The 21,350-nt window shown below is 62.8% G+C and carries 24 protein-coding genes; 17 read left to right on the forward strand and 7 right to left on the reverse strand.

Going from position 1 to position 21,350, the window contains the following annotated elements; all coding sequences use genetic code 11:
* Nucleotides 1-150 precede the first annotated feature (150 nt).
* The 3 genes from H3221_RS00365 (at nucleotide 151) to H3221_RS00375 (ending at nucleotide 2,452) form a co-directional block, all read left to right on the forward strand.
* Nucleotides 151-957: an outer membrane protein OmpK gene (locus H3221_RS00365; protein WP_196476863.1), complete on the forward strand. Its 807-nt coding sequence runs from the start codon at nucleotides 151-153 to the stop codon at nucleotides 955-957.
* A 121-nt stretch (nucleotides 958-1,078) separates the two neighbouring features.
* On the forward strand, nucleotides 1,079-1,924 hold the full coding sequence (locus H3221_RS00370; protein WP_196476864.1) for an EamA family transporter: 846 nt from the start codon (nucleotides 1,079-1,081) through the stop codon (nucleotides 1,922-1,924).
* 54 nt (nucleotides 1,925-1,978) lie between these two features.
* Complete coding sequence (locus tag H3221_RS00375) at nucleotides 1,979-2,452, forward strand: LEA type 2 family protein (RefSeq protein ID WP_196476865.1); 474 nt, start codon at nucleotides 1,979-1,981, stop codon at nucleotides 2,450-2,452.
* A gap of 26 nt (nucleotides 2,453-2,478) precedes the next feature.
* Here H3221_RS00375 and H3221_RS00380 read toward each other — a convergent pair whose 3' ends face one another.
* Nucleotides 2,479-3,288, reverse strand: a complete 810-nt coding sequence (locus H3221_RS00380; RefSeq protein WP_196476866.1) for a gamma-glutamyl-gamma-aminobutyrate hydrolase family protein — start codon at nucleotides 3,286-3,288, stop codon at nucleotides 2,479-2,481.
* 464 nt (nucleotides 3,289-3,752) lie between these two features.
* Between H3221_RS00380 and H3221_RS00385 the strand changes: the two genes are divergently transcribed.
* Both H3221_RS00385 and H3221_RS00390 read left to right on the forward strand, forming a co-directional pair.
* Nucleotides 3,753-4,094, forward strand: coding sequence for a zinc ribbon domain-containing protein YjdM (locus H3221_RS00385; protein WP_192979888.1), 342 nt, complete (start codon nucleotides 3,753-3,755; stop codon nucleotides 4,092-4,094).
* A gap of 64 nt (nucleotides 4,095-4,158) precedes the next feature.
* On the forward strand, nucleotides 4,159-4,881 hold the full coding sequence (locus tag H3221_RS00390; protein WP_196476867.1) for a substrate-binding periplasmic protein: 723 nt from the start codon (nucleotides 4,159-4,161) through the stop codon (nucleotides 4,879-4,881).
* A gap of 5 nt (nucleotides 4,882-4,886) precedes the next feature.
* On the opposite strand, the gene H3221_RS00395 is transcribed toward H3221_RS00390, so the two are convergent.
* From H3221_RS00395 to H3221_RS00410, 4 genes are all read right to left on the reverse strand, one after another.
* A complete protein-coding gene (locus H3221_RS00395; protein WP_224490446.1) occupies nucleotides 4,887-5,660 on the reverse strand; it encodes a hypothetical protein in 774 nt (257 codons plus the stop codon).
* A 143-nt stretch (nucleotides 5,661-5,803) separates the two neighbouring features.
* A complete protein-coding gene (locus H3221_RS00400) occupies nucleotides 5,804-7,135 on the reverse strand; it encodes a spinster family MFS transporter (RefSeq protein WP_196476869.1) in 1,332 nt (443 codons plus the stop codon).
* Between the two features lie 310 nt (nucleotides 7,136-7,445).
* Complete coding sequence (gene hemH / locus H3221_RS00405) at nucleotides 7,446-8,468, reverse strand: ferrochelatase (protein ID WP_196476870.1); 1,023 nt, start codon at nucleotides 8,466-8,468, stop codon at nucleotides 7,446-7,448.
* Between the two features lie 12 nt (nucleotides 8,469-8,480).
* A complete protein-coding gene (locus tag H3221_RS00410) occupies nucleotides 8,481-9,383 on the reverse strand; it encodes a TIGR01777 family oxidoreductase (RefSeq protein WP_196476871.1) in 903 nt (300 codons plus the stop codon).
* A gap of 191 nt (nucleotides 9,384-9,574) precedes the next feature.
* Between H3221_RS00410 and H3221_RS00415 the strand changes: the two genes are divergently transcribed.
* From H3221_RS00415 to H3221_RS00470, 12 genes are all read left to right on the forward strand, one after another.
* The gene (locus tag H3221_RS00415; protein WP_196476872.1) at nucleotides 9,575-10,561 is read left to right on the forward strand and encodes an NAD(P)/FAD-dependent oxidoreductase; all 987 of its coding nucleotides are present in this window, start codon (nucleotides 9,575-9,577) and stop codon (nucleotides 10,559-10,561) included.
* Nucleotides 10,558-10,788: a TIGR02450 family Trp-rich protein gene (locus H3221_RS00420; protein ID WP_196476873.1), complete on the forward strand. Its 231-nt coding sequence runs from the start codon at nucleotides 10,558-10,560 to the stop codon at nucleotides 10,786-10,788. The genes H3221_RS00415 and H3221_RS00420 overlap by 4 nt, the downstream gene beginning before the upstream one ends.
* Nucleotides 10,789-10,952: 164 nt before the next feature.
* Nucleotides 10,953-11,903, forward strand: a complete 951-nt coding sequence (locus H3221_RS00425; protein ID WP_196476874.1) for a YbgA family protein — start codon at nucleotides 10,953-10,955, stop codon at nucleotides 11,901-11,903.
* Between the two features lie 4 nt (nucleotides 11,904-11,907).
* Nucleotides 11,908-12,864: a MerR family transcriptional regulator gene (locus tag H3221_RS00430; protein ID WP_196476875.1), complete on the forward strand. Its 957-nt coding sequence runs from the start codon at nucleotides 11,908-11,910 to the stop codon at nucleotides 12,862-12,864.
* Complete coding sequence (phrB, locus tag H3221_RS00435) at nucleotides 12,852-14,288, forward strand: deoxyribodipyrimidine photo-lyase (RefSeq protein WP_196476876.1); 1,437 nt, start codon at nucleotides 12,852-12,854, stop codon at nucleotides 14,286-14,288. Before H3221_RS00430 ends, phrB begins: the two co-directional genes overlap by 13 nt.
* Nucleotides 14,285-14,707 carry a nuclear transport factor 2 family protein gene (locus tag H3221_RS00440; RefSeq protein ID WP_196476877.1) on the forward strand — a complete coding sequence of 141 codons (423 nt, stop codon included), beginning with the start codon at nucleotides 14,285-14,287 and terminating at the stop codon, nucleotides 14,705-14,707. The genes phrB and H3221_RS00440 overlap by 4 nt, the downstream gene beginning before the upstream one ends.
* Nucleotides 14,704-15,459, forward strand: a complete 756-nt coding sequence (locus H3221_RS00445; protein WP_196476878.1) for an SDR family NAD(P)-dependent oxidoreductase — start codon at nucleotides 14,704-14,706, stop codon at nucleotides 15,457-15,459. Before H3221_RS00440 ends, H3221_RS00445 begins: the two co-directional genes overlap by 4 nt.
* Entirely contained in the window at nucleotides 15,456-16,703 is a 1,248-nt protein-coding gene (locus tag H3221_RS00450; protein ID WP_196476879.1) for an NAD(P)/FAD-dependent oxidoreductase, read from the forward strand. The genes H3221_RS00445 and H3221_RS00450 overlap by 4 nt, the downstream gene beginning before the upstream one ends.
* Nucleotides 16,703-17,503 (forward strand): DUF1365 domain-containing protein, encoded by an 801-nt coding sequence (locus H3221_RS00455; protein ID WP_196476880.1) that lies wholly within the window; start codon nucleotides 16,703-16,705, stop codon nucleotides 17,501-17,503. The genes H3221_RS00450 and H3221_RS00455 overlap by 1 nt, the downstream gene beginning before the upstream one ends.
* Nucleotides 17,490-18,764, forward strand: coding sequence for an SAM-dependent methyltransferase (locus H3221_RS00460; RefSeq protein WP_196476881.1), 1,275 nt, complete (start codon nucleotides 17,490-17,492; stop codon nucleotides 18,762-18,764). Before H3221_RS00455 ends, H3221_RS00460 begins: the two co-directional genes overlap by 14 nt.
* Nucleotides 18,757-19,284, forward strand: coding sequence for a DUF2878 domain-containing protein (locus H3221_RS00465; RefSeq protein ID WP_196476882.1), 528 nt, complete (start codon nucleotides 18,757-18,759; stop codon nucleotides 19,282-19,284). Before H3221_RS00460 ends, H3221_RS00465 begins: the two co-directional genes overlap by 8 nt.
* A 168-nt stretch (nucleotides 19,285-19,452) precedes the next feature.
* Nucleotides 19,453-19,764 carry a YkgJ family cysteine cluster protein gene (locus tag H3221_RS00470; RefSeq protein ID WP_196476883.1) on the forward strand — a complete coding sequence of 104 codons (312 nt, stop codon included), beginning with the start codon at nucleotides 19,453-19,455 and terminating at the stop codon, nucleotides 19,762-19,764.
* A gap of 77 nt (nucleotides 19,765-19,841) precedes the next feature.
* Here H3221_RS00470 and H3221_RS00475 read toward each other — a convergent pair whose 3' ends face one another.
* Together H3221_RS00475 and murI are read right to left on the reverse strand one after the other, a co-directional pair.
* Nucleotides 19,842-20,357 carry an acyloxyacyl hydrolase gene (locus tag H3221_RS00475; RefSeq protein WP_196476884.1) on the reverse strand — a complete coding sequence of 172 codons (516 nt, stop codon included), beginning with the start codon at nucleotides 20,355-20,357 and terminating at the stop codon, nucleotides 19,842-19,844.
* 95 nt (nucleotides 20,358-20,452) lie between these two features.
* The gene (gene murI, locus H3221_RS00480) at nucleotides 20,453-21,244 is read right to left on the reverse strand and encodes a glutamate racemase (RefSeq protein WP_196476885.1); all 792 of its coding nucleotides are present in this window, start codon (nucleotides 21,242-21,244) and stop codon (nucleotides 20,453-20,455) included.
* Nucleotides 21,245-21,350: the final 106 nt, after the last annotated feature.

A 21,350-nucleotide genomic window follows, 5' to 3' on the forward strand; every position in this document is an offset into this window, starting at 1 on the left:
GCACTCTGCATAAATTTCCTCATTCAACTGATTTTAAAAGACTATTTACGGCATATAGAATTGGCGCCGTTTTTGCTATAGCAGCTCCAGCCTGACCATATGGACAGGTTTAAAAATCATAACGACACGTCTTAACCACCAGGAGCTTCCATGAATCGCACTCTCTCTTCGCTGGCGTTCGTCAGCGGTCTGCTAGCAGGCGGTCAGGCCGTCGCCGGCGATCTGCTGCAGTGGCAGAACAACAGCCTGACCTACCTCTATGGCCAGGACTTCAAGATCGACCCGGAGATTCAGCAGACCGTCACCTTCGAGCACGCCAGCGGCTGGAGCTTCGGTGACCTGTTCCTGTTCATCGACGTGATCAAGTACAACACCGATGCCACCAACGGCGCCGGTGACGGCCACACCTTCTATGGCGAGCTCAGCCCACGCTTCTCGCTGGGCAAGATCACCGGTACCGACTTCTCCTTCGGCCCGATCAAGGACGTGCTGATCTCCACCACCTACGAGTTCGGTGAAGACGACGTCGACTCCTACCTGATCGGCCCGGCGATCGACCTCGATATCCCCGGTTTCGACTACTTCCAGCTCAACACCTACCTGCGCACCACTGACGGCAGCCGCGCCGGCAGTAACGTCTGGCAGATCACCCCGGTGTGGAGCTACACCATTCCGGTAGGCGAATCGGACATTCTCATCGATGGTTTCATGGACTGGGTGGTGGACAACGACAGCAATCGCCGCGGCGACTACCACGCCAACCTGCACTTCAACCCGCAGATCAAGTACGACCTGGGCAAGGCGCTGAAGTGGGGCGAGAAGCAGCTGTACGTGGGTATCGAGTACGACTACTGGAAGAACAAGTACGGTATCAAGGACGGCGGTTTCGTCAGCGAGAACTTCGTCGGTTCGACCGACCAGAACACCGCCAGCCTGTTGGTCAAGGCGCACTTCTGAGGCACGCCATCAAGCTTGACTGGCCAAGGTCGCAGCAACTTGCGACCTTCTGCCAATGCCCTTGACCGGCCTGACGTGTTTAGCTGCCCGGCATCACCAGACCTTCACCCAAGGATGGACGATGCCTGCGCGTATCCTGCTGCTCACCTGCCTCGCCATGCTGGCCTTCGCCGGCAACTCGCTGCTGTGCCGCCTGGCGCTGCGTGAAACCGAAATCGACGCGGCCAGTTTCACCGCTATCCGCTTGCTCTCCGGCGCACTGACGCTGTGGCTGCTGCTCAAACTGAGACAGGCCGGGCACCCCATCGCCGGCAACTGGCCTGGTGCGCTGGCGCTGTTCACCTATGCGGCGGCCTTCTCCTTTGCCTACCTGCAGCTGGATACCGGCGTCGGCGCCCTGCTGCTGTTCGGCGCCGTGCAGTTGAGCATGTTGCTGTGGGGCTTGCTGCGTGGCGAACGCCTGGGCCTGGGCGCCAGCTTCGGTACGGCGCTGGCGACGGCCGGCCTGCTGGCACTGCTGCTACCCGGCGCCAATGCCCCCCCTTTGTTGGCTGCACTGCTGATGCTGCTGGCCGGCGTTGCATGGGGCGCGTACTCGCTGCTCGGTCGCGGCCTGGGGGATCCGCTGGCGGTGACCACCGGTAACTTCCTGCGCGCAGCACCGCTTGCCGTTTTGGTGGCGTTGGCATTGCTGCCGCAACTGAACTGGGATGGGCCTGGCCTGTTCTACGCTGTGTTGTCCGGCGCACTGACCTCCGGCGTCGGCTACGCCATCTGGTACAGCGCCCTGCCCGGCCTGCGCGCCAGCCAGGCCGCCACGGTGCAACTGAGCGTACCGATTCTCGCCGCGCTCGGCGGTAGCCTGCTGCTGGGCGAGGCGCTGTCACTACGCGTGATGCTGAGTGCCCTGGCCGTGCTCGGCGGTATCGCGCTGGTACTGGGCAGCCGGCAACGCGCCGGGAGCTAATGGCGCGTGCAGTGGTCTTCTATCCTGAACCTATAACGTCCAGGGAAGATCACCATGCACCCTCTGCTTCGTCTTTGCCTCGTTGCCCTGCTTGCAGCAGGCCTGAGCGCCTGCGCCAGCCTTAGTAATCATGACCCGCTGCGGGTCGATCTGGTCGGCCTGGATCCCCTGCCCGGTCAGGGCCTGGAGGTACGTTTCGCGGTCAAACTGCGGGTGCAGAACCCCAATGACAGCGCGGTGACTTTCAACGGTATGGCACTGGATCTGGACGTGAACGGCCAGCCGCTGGCCAGTGGTGTCAGCGACCAGAGCGGCAGCGTGCCGCGTTTCGGTGAGACGGTATTGAGCGTGCCGGTGAGTATTTCAGCGTTTTCGGTGATGCGTCAGGCGTGGGGGGTGGCCGGTTATCAACCTGGCCAGGAGGTACCCTACATGCTGCGTGGCAAGCTCGCCGACGGCCTGTTCGGCACCCGCCGCTTCAGCGACAGCGGTATCCTGAACTGGCCGCAACCGCCAAGCCCCTACTGAAGCAGGACCCGGCGGTTACAGGGCGATCAGGCCGCCTGGCGGCTGTTGCGCGAAGCCACTCGGCGGTGACAGGCCTCACCGAAGGCCTGGAAGATCTTTACCGAATCCGGGTTCTTCGCCGCCTGCCATTCCGGGTGCCACTGCACCGCGAACAGGAAAGGCGACAGGCTCGGCGCGTGGATCGCCTCGATCAGGCCATCCTCGGCGATAGCCAGCACTTCCAGTCCCTTGCCCAGGTTGCGAATGGCCTGGCCGTGCAGGGAGTTGACCTGAATCTCGTCCTTGCCCATCAGCTCGGCGAACCAGCTGCCAGCCACCGGACGCACGCTATGGCTGGCTGCGTACTGCACCTCGACCGGATCATCGGGGTTTTCGCGATGGTCATTGAAGCCAGGCTCGGCGTAGACCTTCTGGTAGATATCACCGCCCAGCGCCACGTTGATTTCCTGCATGCCACGGCAGATGCCGAAAATCGGCAGACCGCGAGCGATGGCGGCACGAACCAGCGGCAGATCGAACAGGTCGCGGTCGCGGTCCTGGCCCTTGTTCGGCGTTTCGTTGTCCTGTCCATAGAGCGCCGGGTCGATGTTGCTGCCGGCACCGGTCAGGTAAACACCATCGGCCATGTCCAGATACTGCTCGAGATCCTCGATGCCACAGCAGGTGGGCACCAGCACCGGCATGCAACCGGAGAACTCGACCAGAGGCTGGATGTATTTGTGAGTCATTACTTGATAGTCGTGGCCCTTGCGCTCTTGAGCGCCCATGGACATCAACACGACGGGCTTGCGGAGATTGTTCTTGCTGGGAGTACTGCGGATCTTGTTGTCGGACATACGTCACCTTGGGACAGGCCGGGCCTATCGTTGCTGTGCAAGCCGATGCCAAGCAGAAGGCTCTGCTTGTCACCCATGGCCTGTTTGGCTAACTCCGTGCACCGAGACTCATCCTGAGCCAGAGTGTCGCCTTCCGACGGCGGCTCGAACCGGGCCAACTCCATCCGGAGAGGAGGCTGCAGCGATGCTGCCCGTTACCCGGTTCGGCAACGGAATCTGTATCCAGTCTGCCCGAGCCGTAAAATATGTCAAACAAATCCACTCGAAATTTTCCAGCAAGCCATTTATCACACATCGACGAAATGCCCTTCAAAAGGCGCCTACAGACAATTCCGTCAATTAACCTCTCGCCAATAAGTCCAATATTTTAAACACCCGTCTTTCAGGACTCCACGTCCTAGAGCGGCGCCCGTGAACAAAACCCTATATAATCTGCGGTTTCTCACCTGCACCGAGGACACCCCTTGACCGCTCTGCCGCCCTGCCCCAAATGCAACTCCGAATACACCTACGAAGACGGCGACCAACTGGTCTGCCCCGAGTGCGCCCATGAGTGGAAAGCCGGCGAGAAGGCCGACGGCGGCGATGACGCACGGGTGATCAAGGATTCGGTCGGCAACCTGCTGCAGGACGGCGACACCATCACCGTGATCAAGGACCTCAAGGTCAAGGGCTCGTCGCTGGTGGTCAAGGTCGGCACCAAGGTGAAGAACATTCGCCTGGTTGACGGCGATCACGACATCGACTGCAAGATCGATGGCATAGGCGCGATGAAGCTCAAGTCCGAGTTCGTGCGCAAGGTCTGATTCACACCCGTCCCTCGCAGAAATTGACTAGCCTGAAGACAGGCCGGTCATGAGGAACGCCACCATGCGCTATCTGCTGCTTGCTCTTCTGGCTCTGACCCATTCGCTGGCAGCACAGCCCTGGCGGGTAGTGGGCGACGAACAGTTCGCCCCCTACAGTTTCGTCACCGCCGAGAACGACACGCCGCGCGGGCTCGACGTCGAACTGGTCGACGCGGTACTGCGCGAAGCGCAGGTACCCTATGAAATCCGTCTTTACCCATGGGAACGCGTCAAGCGCATGCTCGACCGCGGGGAAGCACAGATGGCCTTCCAGTTCGCCGGCACGCCGCAACGTCAGCAGCAATACGAGCTGGTCGGTCCGCTGCGCAGTGGTTCGACCGTGTTCATGACTACCGCCAAGACCGCGATCAGTAACTGGCAGACGCTGGATGACCTGTCACCCTACGTGATCGGCCAGGTTCGCGGCTATGCCTATGAAGAGAATTTCGACCGCGCCGACCTGGCCCGAGACACCAGTGCGCAGAACCCACGGCAACTGGTGTCGATGCTGCTGGCCGGACGCATCGACATCATCGTCGGCGACCATACCCAGTTGCTCTATTTCATCCGTGAACAGCGCGCTCTGGAGCAGGTGCGCGTGCTACCTCGCCCGCTGATCCAGATGCCGCGCTTCGTCGCCTTCGCCAAAGGCGATACCGAACGCGCCCGGCAGTTTTCCGAGGCGCTGGTGCGCCTGCGCAAGGCCGGCAAGCTGGACGAAATTCAGCAACGCTGGAATCAGTGACACCGCTACTGCACCGGCAGGAAATTCAGCAGGAACAGGCTCTGTGCATAATTGGCCCCCATGCGCCGGTAGCGCTCTTCCAGCACATGGGTGAGCAGATCGAGACGCGCCACCATCTTACCGAACTCCACCGCATAGCTGAGGTTGTTGCCCTGTTCGGAGAACTCGTTGGATAGCAGCAGCAGCCGGCCCGTGGCATCACGGCGCTGCGAGAGCATCCAGCCGGCCTTTTCCAGATTGCGTGCGGCGTTATGGATGAATTGCGCATTGAAGCTGTCGGTCAGGTAGAACTCGGTACGGCCACCGTGAGCCGTCACCAGCATGCTGCCGATGGCATAAGTGAAGGCCGCCACGCGGTCGCCCTGGAATCCCGGGCTAAGTGAGTAATCCAGCGCCGCGACATCACGCCGTCCGCCCAATGTCGGCCAATCCTGATTGTGTTCGATGGCGTACTGGATGGCGCGTTCGGCAGCGGCGGCGTCAGGCAGGGAATTCTTGCGCCACTCGCGCGGGTTACGTTGATACAGCTTGTTCATCAGCCGATACAGGCTGTTGAGGTTGTTGCGCATGGCCAGGGTTGCCATGCGATCGACGTCGGTCTGCAGCACCTCGGCAGGCTTGATCGGGCTACGCGTGTGAACGATGGAGTCGTTATCCAGACGGCCGCTGCAGCCGCTCAACAGCAACAGCGCAGCCAGCACCGGCAGCACTGACCGTTGCCAACATATTGAGCTGTCGAATGGCCTGCCCTGTGCAGCAGACGCTGGCCTCGCTCCCATACAGAGGTTCCCTGGCTGGCACGCGCCCCAGTGGCGCACGCAACACTCAGAACCTGAGTAAAGCGCAAAAATTCCGTACTGCCTGTGCCCTGGCGCATAAACCGTGCCGAACAATGCTCGGCACGGCAGAAAAATGCGTCTGCTCAGGCTGGATTGGCGGCCCATTGCTCCAGGCGTACGACGCTCTCGCGATAGGGCTTGAGGCTCTTGGACAGCAGGATGATCGACATCAGAACCGCCAGGGTGGTGACGATCAGCAGCGAGTAGCGCAGCGCGCTGTCGTCGGCGAAGACGAAGTCGGTCACCAGCGCCACGGCGGTCGGACCAACACCCAGGCCGATCAGGGTGATGACGAACAGATAGATGGCCGAAGCCTGGCCGCGCATCGAGTTGGGCATGATCTCCTGGATCGCCGCCGGCGCCACACCGAACGGCATGCTCAGGCAGAACACCGCTGGCGCCAGCAGCAGGCTGGCCAAGAAGGCGGTTTCCATCACTGGGAACAGCACCACCATCGGCAGGGCGCCCAGTGCGGCGTAGAGGCCGACACGCATGTTGGCATCGCTGCGCCCGCGCTTGGCCATCCAGTCTGCCAGACGCCCGCCGAAGACGATGCCCAGGCAACCAAACACAGCGACGATGCTGCCGTAGACGATGCCAACCTGGCCGGCGTCCCAGCCATAAGTACGGATGTAGAAAGTCGGTATCCAGGCTGCACTGCCGTAACCGGCAAAAGCCAGCCCGGCGAAACCGAAGTTGTGCAGCAGCACGGTACGACGATTGGCGCGAATGTAGCGGCCCACTTCGCTCAGCGGCACCGCCACGCCCGCACCGGCACCGCGCCGGACAGGTTCCTTGATGGCCAGCATCAACAGGGTGAAAAACACACCCGCCACACCGAGAATCAGGAAAATCAACTGCCAGGGACGCACTTCGCCCAGCACCGGCAGGGTCACATCGCCCTGTGCCGAGGCGAACTGAATGACCAGGCCGCCGACCAGAAAGGCCAGGCCTGAGCCAAGGTAGACGCCCATGGAATAGACGCTGATGGCCGTGGCACGGCGCTCTGCAGGAAAGCTGTCGGCAATCAGCGAATAAGCAGCCGGCGACAACGCCGCCTCGCCCACGCCCACGCCGATGCGACACAACAGGAACTGCCAGTACAGCTTGGCCATGCCGCAGGCGGCGGTAGCGGCGCTCCAGAACAGAATGCCGACGGCGATCAGCCCGCGCCGGCTGCGGGTATCGGCCACACGCCCCAGGGGAATGCCGCACACGGTGTAGAACAGGGCGAACGAGAGGCCCATCAGCAGGCTCATCTGCGTATCGTTGATCGCCAGATCGCGGCGGATGGGCTCGACCAGCAGATTGAGGATCTGCCGATCGACGAAGGACAGGACGTACGCCACCATCAGGATGGCAACAGTAGCCCAGGCTCGGGCACTGGAGGGATAGCCGTTATTGTTGTTATGCACGGACGCTCTCCTCGGCACCGCAGAACGCGACGCGCGACGGTTGAAAGAAGCGTCAGCTTAGGACGATATAAACGGTGGTGAGTATCGCTCGAAGGTGTTATCAGGCCGGCGAATGCTTCATACCCGCAAGGGCGAATGGCTCGGTAGCGAAACTCAATAGTCGCTCAGAGCGTACTTCCCGTCAGTTAAGCGAATCTGTAGGAGCCGGCTTGCCGGCGATGCTTTTTGAGCGGATCGCCAGCAAGCCGATTCCTACGGTTCAGTCTCTGACCGGTAATGGCTGCAGCGCCTGTTTTACCTGAGCAGGCACTCAGATCATCAGCGGCGCCCGCTCGCACAGTACCTTCAGCGCCGCTGCCCAGTCCGGATGATCATTCAGGCACGGCACCAGTTGCAGGCTCTCGCCACCGGCCTCGACGAACTGCTCGCGGCCACGGTCACCGATCTCCTCCAGGGTCTCGATGCAGTCGGCAACGAAGGCCGGACACATCACCAGCAGCTTCTTCACGCCCTGCGCCGCCAGTTCGTCAAGACGAGCCTCGGTGTAGGGCTCGATCCATTTGGCACGGCCCAGACGCGACTGGAAGCTCACCGACCATTGCTCAGGACGCAGGCCCATGCGCTGAGCGAACAGCTCCGCACTGCGCAGGCATTGCGCGCGGTAACAGTTGGCGAGCACCTCGGGCGCAGCGCTACGGCAGCAGTCTTCGCCTTTCAGGCAATGACCGCTGGGGTCGAGCTTGTGCAGGTGGCGCTCCGGCAGGCCGTGAAAGCTCAGCACCAGGTGATCGAAATCCTGCTCCAGATAGGGTTTGGCACTGGCCACCAGGGCGTCGAGGTATTCCGGCTGATCGTAGAACGGCGGCAGAGTGGACAGACGCATGTCCAGACCGCGCTCGCGCACCACCCGCTTGACCTCTTCGATCACCGTGGTAGTGGTGCTGTCAGCGAACTGCGGATACAGCGGCGCCAGGGTCACCTCACGAATGCCCTGCGCGGCCAGACGCTGTAGGGTCGACTCGATGGACGGCTCACCGTAACGCATGGCCAACTCCACGGGGCCCCGGGTCCACTGCGCCCTCATCGCTTCCTGCAGACGACGGCTGATCACCACCAGAGGCGAACCTTCGTCCCACCAGATCGAGGCATAGGCGTGCGCCGATGCGGCAGGACGTTTGATCAGAATCAGCGACACCAGCAAACGACGCAGCGGCCACGGCAGGTCGATCACGTAGGGGTCCATCAGGAACTGATTGAGGTAACGGCGGACATCGGCTACTTCGGTGGACGCGGGCGAACCCAGGTTAACCAGCAACAATGCGTGATCGGTCATGCGAAATCCTAGTCATTGATGGCCCAGCAAATCTGCCAGAGCCACATCCAGATGGGTAAAACGAAAACTGAAACCCGCCTCCAGCAGGCGCGTCGGCACGGCACGCTGGCCGCCTAGAAGCAACTCGGACATTTCGCCGAGTGCAGCGCGCAGGACGAAGGCCGGCGCCGGGAAAATGGTCGGACGGCTCAGCGCCTGGCCCAGCGCCTTGCTGAACTCGGCATTACGTACGGGTAATGGCGCGCAGGCATTATAAGGACCGCGAGCGTCGCCCTGCTGCAAGAGAAAATCGATCAGGTCGATTTGGTCGGCGATATGAATCCAGGGCATCCACTGTCGACCATCGCCGATGCGGCCGCCGAGGCCGAGCTTGAACGGCAGCAGCAGGCGTTTGAGCATGCCGCCATCCGGGCTCAGCACCAGGCCGGTGCGCACCAGCACCACGCGAACCCCCAGGTCCTCGGCGCGTTGTGCAGTTTCTTCCCAGGCCCCACACAGTTGCGCGGCGAAATCATCGGTGACCTGCGGCGTATCTTCACTCAGCTCACGTTCACCGCCGTTGCCGTACCAACCCACTGCCGAGCCCGACAGCAGCACGGCGGGACGCTGCTGACGCCGTTGCAGCCAGGTCAGCAACTGCTCGGTCAGACCGATACGGCTCGCCCACAGCAGCGCCTTGCGCTTGCTGCTCCACGGGCGGTCGGCGATGGGGGCGCCGGCCAGATTGATCACAGCGTCCAAGGGTTCTTCAGCCAGCTCCTCGAGCTGGGCAATACCTCGAACATCGGGCCCACAGAGACGCGCGACCTTGTCTGGCTCACGACTCCATACCGTCAGGCGGTGGCCCTGCTCGGCCCAGTGTGCGCAAAGCGCTCGTCCGATCAGACCGGTACCGCCGGTCAGCAGGATGTGCATGGCATCGTCCTCGCATGGCAATGGAAGAAACTTCACCTTTAGTCTGGTTCATGACGCGCATACGTGCCGCGTTTGTCCTAAACCTAAAGCAAGGGAGCGCCGCTTTCGGCTATATCTATACATGAAAACACTCTTGTATAGCTTTTGTCCAAGCCTTAGCCTGTATAGCATTCAGCGCTGACGAGGTAACCATGAACGCACCCATCGCCATCATTGGCACCGGCATCGCAGGGCTCTCCGCCGCCCAGGCTTTGCACGCCGCCGGCCAGAACATCGAACTCTTCGACAAGAGCCGTGGCAGTGGCGGGCGCATGGCAAGCAAGCGCAGCGACGCCGGCAGCCTGGATCTTGGCGCGCAATATTTCACCGCGCGTGACCGCCGCTTCGTCGAGGTGGTGCAGCAATGGCAGGCCCGTGGCTGGGTCGCTGAATGGCAGCCAAGCCTGTACAACGCTCAGGACGGTCAGCTCAGTGCCTCGCCGGACGAACAACTGCGCTGGGTCGGTTGCCCACGCATGAGCGCCATCACCCGCGCCATGCTCGGCGCACTGCCGGTCAAATTCAGCTGCCGTATTACCGAAGTGTTCCGTGGCGACCGCTACTGGAGCCTGCAGGATGCCGAAGGCAACAGTCACGGCCCTTACAGCCACGTGATCGTTGCCACGCCCGCCCCACAAGCCAGCGCCCTGCTGGCGGCCGCCCCGAAATTGGCTGGCGCCGCAGCGAGCGTGATCATGGACCCTACCTGGGCGGTCGCACTGGGTTTCGAGAGCCCCCTGGACACTCGCGTCGAGGGCTGCTTCGTGCAGGACAGTCCACTCGACTGGCTGGCGCGCAACCCCAGCAAACCTGGCCGCGACAACCATTTCGACACCTGGGTGCTGCACGCCAGCAGCGCCTGGAGCCGGCAGAATCTGGATCTGCCCAAGGAGGCGGTGATCGAGCAGTTGCACGGCGCCTTCGCCGAGCTGATCGGCTGCGCCGTGCCACCACCGAGCTTCACCCTCGCCCATCGCTGGCTCTATGCACGCCCGGCACAGGCGCATCAGTGGGGAGCACTGGCCGACGCCGACCTGGGCCTGTATGCCTGTGGCGACTGGTGCCTGTCAGGGCGGGTCGAAGGCGCCTGGCTCAGCGGCCAGGATGCTGCTCGCCGCCTGCTCGAGCACCTGCAATGAGCGCGCCCGACAAACGTCGCCTCAACCCGCGCAAACTGCTGCTGTCGAAATGGACAGCCGCGCAGCCGCAGAACCGCGAGCGTCATTTCCTGGTGACCGAGCTGATCCGCGACGAGCAAGACAACATCCTCGGCGTAGAGCTTCAGGCGGTGCTCACGCAACGCAGCCAGCAACTCGACTGGCGCCAGTTGCAAGACAGCGAGCGCTGGCTGCAAGGCTGGCGCTGAGCCTGCTGCCATACCTGACAGCGGCCCTCGGCTGATGCCGCGTGCCTGCACAGAAAACCAATACCAAACCTATACAAAGTATTTGACTTGTATAACCGCACACCTATGATAGACACAAGTTGTACATGGTTAGCTTCATGTACAAGGTCTAACGAGGTCAGGTTATGCAAGAGAGCAAAGCCAAATTGGGTATCAGCGCCTGCCTGCTGGGCGCAGAAGTCCGCTACAACGGCGGCCACAAGCTGTCGCGCCTGTGCAGCCGCAGCCTGACCGAACACTTCGATTTCATTCCGGTTTGCCCCGAAGTAGGCATCGGCATGTCGATCCCACGCGAGCCCATTCGCCTGGTCGGCGATCCGCAGGCCCCCCGCGCGGTCGGCACCGTTGACCGCTCGCGCGACGTCACCGATGCCCTGGCCGCTTATGGCGAGCGCATGGCCACTGAGCTGCAAGGCATCAGCGGCTACATTTTCATGCAGCAGTCGCCCTCCTGCGGCCTGGAGCGGGTCAAGGTCTATCAGGAGGGCGGACGCCCGAGCGAGCCGGGCCGTGGCATCTTCGCGGCGGCCTTCTGTGCGCGTCACCCGGATCTGCCGGTGGAAGAGGACGGTCGCCTCAACGATCCGGTGCTGCGCGAGAATTTCATCACCCGCGTCTACGCCCACGCCGAATGGCAGCACCTGTTGCAGCAAGGCCTGACGCGCCGCGCGCTGATCGCCTTCCATTCGCGCTACAAGTACCTGCTGATGGCGACCGACCCGGTGCGCTACAAGTCACTCGGACGCATGCTCGGCGACCTGAGCCAGCACGATCTGGGCGAGCTGGCGCCGCGCTATTTCAGCGAGCTGATGAGCGCGCTGAAGAAATGCGCCACCCGTGGCACCCACAGCAACGTGCTGCAGCACCTGAGCGGCTACCTCAAACGCACCCTGAGCCCTGACGAGAAGCAGGAGATGCAGCAACTGATCGGTCAATACCGCGACGGCATCGTGCCGCTGGTAGTACCGCTGACGTTGCTCAAGCACCACTTCCGCCGTCACCCGGATCGCTATATCGCCGGGCAGGCGTACCTGCAGCCGCACCCCGAGCCACTCAGCCTGCGCAACGCGTTGTGATGCCATGACCAGCGAAACCATCGCCGAAGAAGAAACCGGCCACGACTACCGCCAGGCGCTCGACGAGGGCTACCTGCCAATCCGCGAGGTGGCACGCAGCACCGGTATCAACGCCGTGACCCTGCGCGCCTGGGAACGCCGCTACGGCCTGATCGTGCCCTACCGCACGCCCAAGGGGCACCGTCTCTATTCACCGGCCAACCTCGTACGCATCAACGCCATTCTCGCCTGGCTGGCTCGCGGCGTTGCCGTCGGACAGGTCAAGGCACTGCTCGACCATGAGCAGGTGCCGCAAGCAACCCAGACCGACAACTGGTCACGGCAACGCAACGAGCTGCTCGGTTGCATCGTCCAGTTCAACGAGCGACGTCTGGATGATCGCTTCAACTCGGCCCTGGCGCTCTACCCGGCCAGCACCCTGGTCGAGCAACTGCTATGGCCGCTGCTCGGTGATCTGCGTCAGCGCTGGCAAGGCCAGTTCGGCGCACGTGCCGAGCAGGTGTTCTTCCTTTCCTGGCTGCGCAGCAAGCTGGCCACTCGCATCTATCATTGCAATCGCCAGGTCGGCGGCGCGCCACTGCTGCTGATCAACCTCGGTGAGGCGCCAATGGAGCCGGGCCTGTGGCTGTGCGCCTGGCTGGCCAGCGCCAGCGATTGTCCGGTGGAAGTCTTCGATTGGCCGCTACCGTCCAATGAACTGCTGACGGCGCTGGAGCACATCGCGCCGCGCGCCGTGCTGCTGTACGCCGAAGAAGCGCTGGAGGGCGCCCTGGTGCGCCGCCAGTTACCCCGTCTGGCCGAACAATGCCCGGTGCCACTGCTGCTCGCAGGTCCCGCCGCCCACATTCACCGCGACTCGCTGACCAGCCTGGAGTCGGCCAGCGACCCGCTCGCCGCGCACGCCTGGCTGTTCCGTAACGGCTTGCTCGGCGCCCAAGAGGTCACCCCATGCAGCAACTGATGTGGTTTCGCAGCGACCTGCGCACCCAGGACAACACCGCCCTGATCCGCGCCATGAGCAGCGGCGCGACCATCGCCCTGTATCTCGTAACGCCCGGTCAATGGCAGCGCCATGACGATGCCCCGAGCAAAGTGGACTTCTGGCTGCGCAACCTGGCCGAGCTGAGCAAAGCACTGGCAGCGCTCAATGTGCCGCTGCTGGTGCGTCACTGCCATGACTGGAGCGAGGCGCCAGTGCAGGTCGCCGAGATCTGCCATGAACACGGCATCAGCGCCGTGCACGTCAACGAAGAGTACGGCATCAACGAGAGCCTGCGCGATCAACAGGTCTGCGCCTACCTCGGCCAGCAGGCCATCGCCTGGCACAGCCACCTCGATCAGCTGTTCTTCAAGCCTGGCAGCGTCCTGACCCGCTCCGGCGGCTACTTCCAGGTCTACAGCCAGTTTCGCAAAGTGTGCTACGAGCGCCTGCACACAGCCCTGCCGGCATTGATCGCCCCACCGAAGGCGCAAACGCCGCTGGCCACCAGCAGTGACGCCATTCCCGAAACCGTAGAGGGTTTCGCCATCACCAGCGACAGCCTGCGCCTGCTCTGGCCCGCCGGAGAGGAGGCAGCGCTGCAGCGCCTGGCGCGCTTTTGCGACGAGCAAGTCATCTACTACAAGGACGAACGCGACTTCCCCGCCAAGCCTGGCACCAGCCAGCTGTCGGCCTACCTGGCCGCCGGGGTCGTATCGCCGCGACAGTGCCTGCATGCCGCACTCGCGGCCAATCAGGGCGAGTTCGACAGTGGCAACCCTGGCATCGTCACCTGGATCAACGAGCTGCTCTGGCGCGAGTTCTACAAGCACACACTGGTCGGCTACCCACGGGTGTCGCGCCACCGTGCCTTCCGCCTGGAAACCGAGGCGGTGCCATGGCGCCACGCCCCGGAGGATCTGGCGGCCTGGCAAGAGGGGCGTACCGGTTTGCCGATCATCGACGCGGCCATGCGCCAACTGCTGGAAACCGGTTGGATGCACAATCGCCTGCGCATGATCGTCGCCATGTTCCTGACCAAGAACCTGCTGATCGACTGGCGCGAGGGCGAGCGCTTCTTCATGCGTCATCTGATCGATGGTGACCTGGCGGCGAACAACGGCGGCTGGCAGTGGAGTGCGTCCACAGGCACCGATGCGGCGCCCTACTTTCGTATCTTCAACCCGATCAGCCAGTCACAGAAGTTCGATCCCGATGGCCAGTTCATTCGCCAGTGGGTGCCAGAGCTGGCCGGGCTGAACAAGCGCGATATCCATGACCCGTCTGCGCTGGGCGGCCTGTTCGCACCCGCCGGTTATCCGCGTCCGATCGTCGATCTGTCACGCTCGCGCGAGCGCGCGCTGGCGGCGTTCAAGAACCTTTCTGCGCGGGAGGTTCCGGCATGAGTGCATTCCTTCACGACTTCGCCGAGCGCTTCGCCGCACTGAACAAAGACAACCTCGAGCTGCTCGGCGAGCTGTACAGCGACGATGTGCTGTTTCGCGACCCGCTGCATGAGGTGCACGGCCTGGTGGCGGTACGGCGCTATTTCGCCGAGCTGTATGCCAACGTGGAAGCGCTGCACTTCGAATTTCACGGCTTCGATCAGGTCGTCGAAGGCGAAGGCTATCTACGCTGGACCATGCGTTACCGTCATCCGCGCCTGCGTGGCGGTGCCGAGATCGCAGTCGAAGGCTGCTCGCACCTGCTCTGGCGCGACCGTGTCTATCAACACCGCGACTACTTCGATGCCGGCGCGCTGCTCTACGAACACCTGCCGCTGCTCGGTAGCGTGATCGCCTGGTTGAAACGGAGGCTGGCATGAAACGTATCTGGCTAACTGGCGCCAGCAGCGGCATTGGTGCCGCGCTGGCCGAAGAACTGCTAAAGGCCGGCCATCAGTTGGCACTGAGCGCGCGTAGCAGTGGCCCATTACAGGACTTCGCAGCGCGCTATGGCGATCAGGTGCTGGTCGCCCCGGGTGACCTGACCGACGCCGAGCAGGTACACGCCATCGGTGAACGCATCGCTCAACAGTGGGGCGCGCTGGATTGCGTGATCCTCAACGCTGGCACCTGCGAATACGTCGACGTGCGCCAGTTCGAGGCGGCGATGATCGAACGCGTGGTCAGCGCCAACCTGTTTTCCGCCAGCTACTGCATCGAAACGGCCCTGCCCCTGCTGCGCCAGGGCGAGCGTCCACACCTGGTCGGCGTTGGCAGCTCGGTGACCTTCATGCCGCTGCCGCGCGCCGAAGCCTATGGTGCCTCCAAGGCCGCCATGCGTTACCTGATGCAGACACTGCGTATCGACCTGGCCAGCGAAGGCATCGACGTCACCCTGGTCAGCCCCGGATTCGTCGACACCCCACTGACGCAGAAGAACGACTTCCCGATGCCCATGCGCTGGCCGGTCGAGCGCGCCGCCCGACATATCGCCGCGCGCCTGGACAAGCGCCCACACGAGATCGCCTTTCCTACTCCCTTCATTGCCATACTGAAACTGCTCGGCAGCCTGCCCAGCAGCCTGCAACTGGCCATAGGTCGCCGCATGGCGCGCAACGAGGACAACGCATGAAAATCGCCATCGTCGGCAGCGGTATCGCCGGCCTGACCTGTGCCTACCTGCTCAACCGCCAGCACGACATTCAGGTGTTCGAAGCCAGCGACTGGATCGGTGGCCACACCCACACCGTCGACGTGCAGGTGGAGGGGCGCAGCTACGCCATCGATACCGGTTTCATCGTCTTCAACGACTGGACCTATCCCAATTTCATCCGCCTGCTGGAGCAGATCGGCGTCGGCTTCAAACCCACCGAAATGAGCTTCTCGGTCAGCGACCCGGCCACCGGCGTGGAGTACAACGGCCACGACCTCAACACCCTGTTCGCCCAGCGCAGCAACCTGTTGTCGCCGGCGTTCTGGGGCATGCTGCGCGACATCCTGCGCTTCAATCGTCAGTCGCTGGACGACCTGGCCAGCAACCGCATCAGAGCCGATACCACGCTCGGCCAGTACCTCGAGAGCAACGGCTATGGCCGTCGTTTCATCGAGCATTACATCGTGCCGATGGGCTCGGCCATCTGGTCGATGTCGCTGGCCGACATGCTCGGTTTCCCGCTGCAGTTCTTCGTGCGCTTCTGCAAGAACCATGGCCTGCTCTCGGTCAGTGACCGGCCGACCTGGCAGGTGATCGAAGGCGGCTCGCGCAGCTACGTGGCGCCGTTGACCGCCAGCTTCGCCGAGCGCATTCGCCTCAACTGTCCGGTCATTCGCGTCATGCGCGATGAAGACGGCGTCACCCTGCACAGCGCCGCCGGCAACGAGCGCTTCGACAAGGTGATCTTTGCCTGCCACAGCGACCAGGCCTTGGCCCTGCTCGATCAGGCCAGCGAGAAGGAAAGTGAAATTCTCGGTGCCCTGCCCTACGCCAACAACGACGTGGTGCTGCATACCGATACGCGCCTGCTGCCCAAGCGCAAGCTGGCCTGGGCCAGCTGGAACTATCGTCTGGGCGGGCCGCGTGAACAGATGGCGGCCGTGACCTACGACATGAATATCCTGCAGGGCATCGACAGCGATACCACCTTCTGCGTCAGCCTCAACCAGACCGCCACCATCGACCCAAGCAAGATCCTCGCACGCTTCCAGTACGCCCACCCGCAGTACAGCCTGGCCGGTACCGCAGCCCAGGCGCGCTGGGAAGAGCTGCTGGGCGCCCAGCACACCTACTACTGCGGCGCCTATTGGGCCAACGGTTTTCATGAAGATGGCGTGGTCAGTGCGCTGCGTGTAGCGCGCGCCTTCGGAGAAAACCTCTGATGCACAGCGCCCTGTACAGCGGCTGGGTGCTGCATCGCCGCTTCGCCCCGCGCGCCCATGCCTTTCGTTATCGCATGGGCCTGCTGTACCTCGACCTGAGCGAACAGGCGCAACTGTTCACCCTCTCGAAACTGGCCGGCTCCGGCCGCTGGGCGCCCTTCGCCTTTCGCGAGAGCGACTACCTGCCCGAGTTCACCCGCCAGGGCGTGGCGCTGCATGAAGCCGTGCGCGAGCGCGTGGAGCAGGCACTGGGCACGCGCCCGCAAGGTCGCATCTGCGTGCTGACCCAGCCGCGCAGCTGGGGCCTGGCCTTCAATCCGGTGAGCATTTTCTACTGCCATGATGCTGACCAGCGGCTGATGGCGATTCTCTGTGAAGTCAGCAATACGCCGTGGCGTGAGCGTTATCACTACGTACTGCCAGCCGAGGGCGAAGGCCGCCATCAGGTCAGCGTGGACAAGGCCTTTCACGTCTCGCCGTTCCTGCCGCGTGAGCTCCAGTACCGCATGAGTTTCAGCGCGGTCGGTGAACGCCTGGGCGTGCACATGGCCGACTGGCAGGGCGAAACCAAGATGTTCGACGCCACCCTCAGCCTGCACCGCCAGGCCCTCGACCGCGCCAGCCTGCACCGCTATCTGCTCAGTTTCCCCTGGATGACCGGCAAGACCCTTGTCGCCATTTACTGGCAGGCGATGCGCCTGCTGTTCAAGCGCATCCCGATTTTCGACCACAAGCCCGCGGAAGGCAGCTTCCGTGTCGCCCGACCGCAAGTGAAGGACATGCCTCATGAAGAGCTCTAGCCTGACCTCAACCAGAAGCCTGGTACGCAGTGGCAACGGCATTGGCGCCGGTCTGTTGCGGCGCGCGGTGCTGCGCCAGCTGCAGAACCTGCACCACGGCCTGCTGGTCATCCATGAAGCGGGTGACAGCCTGCATTTCGGCAACCCGCAGGCCAGCCTGCGCGCCGAAATCACGGTGCATGACCCTGCGGTCTGGGGCCTGGTGGCGGGTAATGGCTCGATCGGCTCGGGTGAGGCCTATATCCATGGCTACTGGAGCACGCCGGACCTGACCGCGGTGATCCGCATTTTCGTCGCCAACCTCGACGTGCTGGACGCGATGGAAGGCGGTCTGGCACGCCTCGGCCGACCGTTGATCCAGGGCCTGCACTGGCTCAACCGCAACACCCGACAGGGTTCGCGTCGCAACATCGCAGCGCACTATGACCTGGGCAATGACCTGTTCGAGCAATTCCTCGACCCGACCATGATGTATTCGGCAGCCATGTTCGCGAACGAGGACGACAGCCTGGAGCAGGCGCAGCTCAACAAGCTCGAACGCATCTGCCAGAAGCTGGCGCTGAAGCCTTGCGACCACTTGCTGGAGATCGGTACCGGCTGGGGCAGCATGGCCATCTATGCTGCGACCCATTACGGCTGCCGGGTGACCACCACGACCTTGTCGAGCGAACAGCACGCACATACCGAGCGACGCATTCGCGAGCTGGGTCTGGAGGATCGCGTCACCCTGCTGCTCGAGGACTACCGCGACCTCGACGGCCAGTACGACAAGCTGGTCTCCATCGAGATGATCGAGGCCGTCGGCCATCGCTTCCTGCCCACCTACTTCGAGCAGTGCGCGCGCCTGCTCAAGCCCGACGGGCTGATGCTGCTGCAGGCCATCACCATCCGCGACCAGCGCTACGAGCAGGCCTGCAAGTCGGTGGACTTCATCCAGCGCTACATCTTTCCGGGCGGCGCCCTGCCCTCAGTGCAGAAGATGCTCGACGTAGTCACCCGGTACACCGACTTCAACCTGCACCACATGGAAGATTTCGGCCTGCACTACGCGCGCACCCTGCGCCTGTGGCACGACAATCTGCGTCACGCGCGGCAGCGACTCGAGCAACTGGGCTACGACGATTACTTCTATCGCCTGTGGGAGTTCTACCTCTGCTATTGCGAAGGCGGCTTCCTCGAACGCACCATTGGCACCGCGCAATTGCTGCTGGCCAAACCGGCCGCTCGCCCTGCGCCTCTGTTAGGAAACTTCAATGCCTAAGCTGATCGCCAATGCCCTCCTGTTCCAGCTCGGCTGGCTGGTCTGCGTCTTTGCAGGCGACAGCCCCTGGCTATTGGTGGTGGCAGCGATCATCGGCGTGCACCTGCTATGGGTCAGCAGCTGGGCCGCCGAAGGCAAGCTGCTGCTCAGCGTGTTTCTCGCCGGCAGTGCGCTGGATAGCTTCCTGCTCAATCTCGGCGTGTTCGATTTCGGTGAGGAGCGCCAGCTGATTCCCCTGTGGCTGGCCTTGCTCTGGCTGTTGCTGGCCAGCACGCTCAATCACTGCCTGGCCTGGACCGCCCAGCCCTGGTGGCGAGCCAGCCTGCTCGGCGCAGTTTCCGCACCGCTGTCCTACTACGGCGGCGCCAAGATCGCTGGCGTCGCCCTGCCGCTGGGCACCTGGCCAACCCTGGCGATCTTCGCGCTGATCTGGGCCGTTGTGCTGCCGGTGCTGCATGGCTTCGCCAAACTCTATCGTGCGCAGTACGAGCAAAGCCTGCGCAACCGCCGCTCGGCCTAACCGATCACCTCTGTAGGAGCGGCGCCCCGCCGCGAATCTGGGCGGTACGGGTTCTGAACGCTTCGCTACGAAAAACGGCTGGCCGGCATGCGGCAATGGCGGCACTGCGCGTAGCCCCCTGTCAGCCCAAGTCCCGCGTATCCACTGCATGGCGTACACTGCCGCGCCATGAGCCAGACCATCCCGCATACCCAACTGCCAACCGAACCCGAGGTCAGCTGCAGCACCTGCGCGGCTTGCTGTTGCCAGCTGGAAGTCATGCTGTTCGGCGATAACGACGTGCCACAGCATTTCATCGATACCGACCAGTGGGGCAGCGAAGTGATGCGTCGCCTGGACGACAACTGGTGCGCAGCGCTGGACCGCAACAGCATGCGCTGCACCATCTACGAAGTGCGCCCACTGATCTGCCGGGAGTTCGAGCTGGGTTCGGCCGAATGCCTGGAAGAGCGCCGCGGTATCGCCGACGCTTACATCTGAACCCGGAGGGTGCGCCGCGCGCACCGAAGAGCCAGCGCTACCCTCCGCGGTGCGCACGGCGCACCCTACATGGCCGCTTAGAAACTCATGCGGTAGTGCACGGTGTAGGCTTCTGCACCGTCATTGGGGTTCTTCAGACCGGCGTTGGAATAGTGGATCGCGCGCAAACCAATCTCCTGGCCCGCGAAGCGCAGGCCGACGCCGATGCGGTCTTCGAACTGAAACGACGAGCCCAGGTCGTTACTCTCCAGCTCTGTGCTGGAGAAGGCGGCAACGCCGATGCCGGCTTCGATATAGGGGCGCACGTTCTGCCCGGCGAATTCGTAGACGAACACTGGCGAGAACGACAGACTGTGATTGCTCGCCGTTTCGTCGCCATCCCAGTAGGTGTAACCCAGATCCCAGTAGCCAGTCAGACGGCCATAGCTGCTCTCCAGCCAGCTGTGGTTCCAGTCCCACTGCGCACCCAGGCGATAGACCATGGTGGAATCGCCACTCTGACCAATAGCTGCGGTTACATCCGCAGCCTGTGCAGTACCCAGAGTTCCATACGTCAGGGCCGCTGCTGCAGCAAAGGCACACAACTTCTTCATGAGTCATTCCTTTATAGCGAGAGGTTTTTATTAGGCTCGTTGCAAAAATATAGAAGTATTCGATATCAGAGAAAGCCTAATTCCAAAAAAATTCACTATATCGAAAGAACTTCGGACTCTTCATTCAACAAAATCGGCAATACGCGGCAAAGCTGCGCAGTTTCTCCGCTACTCCAATAGCGCGTGGCCTGAGCGGGCGCGGTTGCCAACATGTCGTGCTGAGTGAGCAGACGCTGCAGTTGACGCGCCACTGCCGCACCGGTGTCGATCAGGGTCACCGAGGCCGGCACCATCTCGCTCAGCAGCGGACGCAGGAAGGGATAGTGGGTGCAGCCGAGAATCAGCGTGTCACAGCCCTCGGCCAGCAGCGGCGTGACATAGCCGCGCAGCAGCTCCCGGGTAGCCGGTGCCTGCAGCTCCCCCTCCTCGATGCATTCCACCAACCCCGGGCAAGGCTGAGTGATCACTCGCACATCATTGGCGAAGCGGTCGAGCAGAGCAGCGAATTTGGCACTCTTGAGCGTACCGGTGGTTGCCAGCACACCGACCACGCCACTGCGAGTCGCCGCCGCCGCCGGCTTTACCGCAGGCTCCATGCCGACGATGGGCAAGTCCGGATAACGCTCGCGCAACTCGGCGGCCGCTGCGGCCGTCGCGGTATTGCAGGCCAGCACCAGGGCCTTGGCACCCTGCGCCAGCAGGTGCTCGGTGATCAGCACGCAGCGCTCGCGAATGTACTCCGGGCTTTTTTCGCCGTAGGGCACATGGCCGCTGTCAGCGACGTAAAGCAGCGTCTCGTTGGGTAGCAACTGACGAATCTCGCGCAGCACCGACAGGCCGCCGACGCCGGAGTCGAAAACGCCAACCGGCGCCTGCGACTGATTCATTGCAAATAATCCCCACGGCTACGCAGCCTATCCTTAGCAGGCCGTTGAAAAACTACCTGCGTTGGCAATACTGCGTTAAAAACGGCCTCAAAATGCTCATTTACAA

The organism is Pseudomonas chaetocerotis (genome assembly GCF_015712105.2).
In the GTDB taxonomy this organism is placed as follows: domain Bacteria; phylum Pseudomonadota; class Gammaproteobacteria; order Pseudomonadales; family Pseudomonadaceae; genus Aquipseudomonas; species Aquipseudomonas chaetocerotis.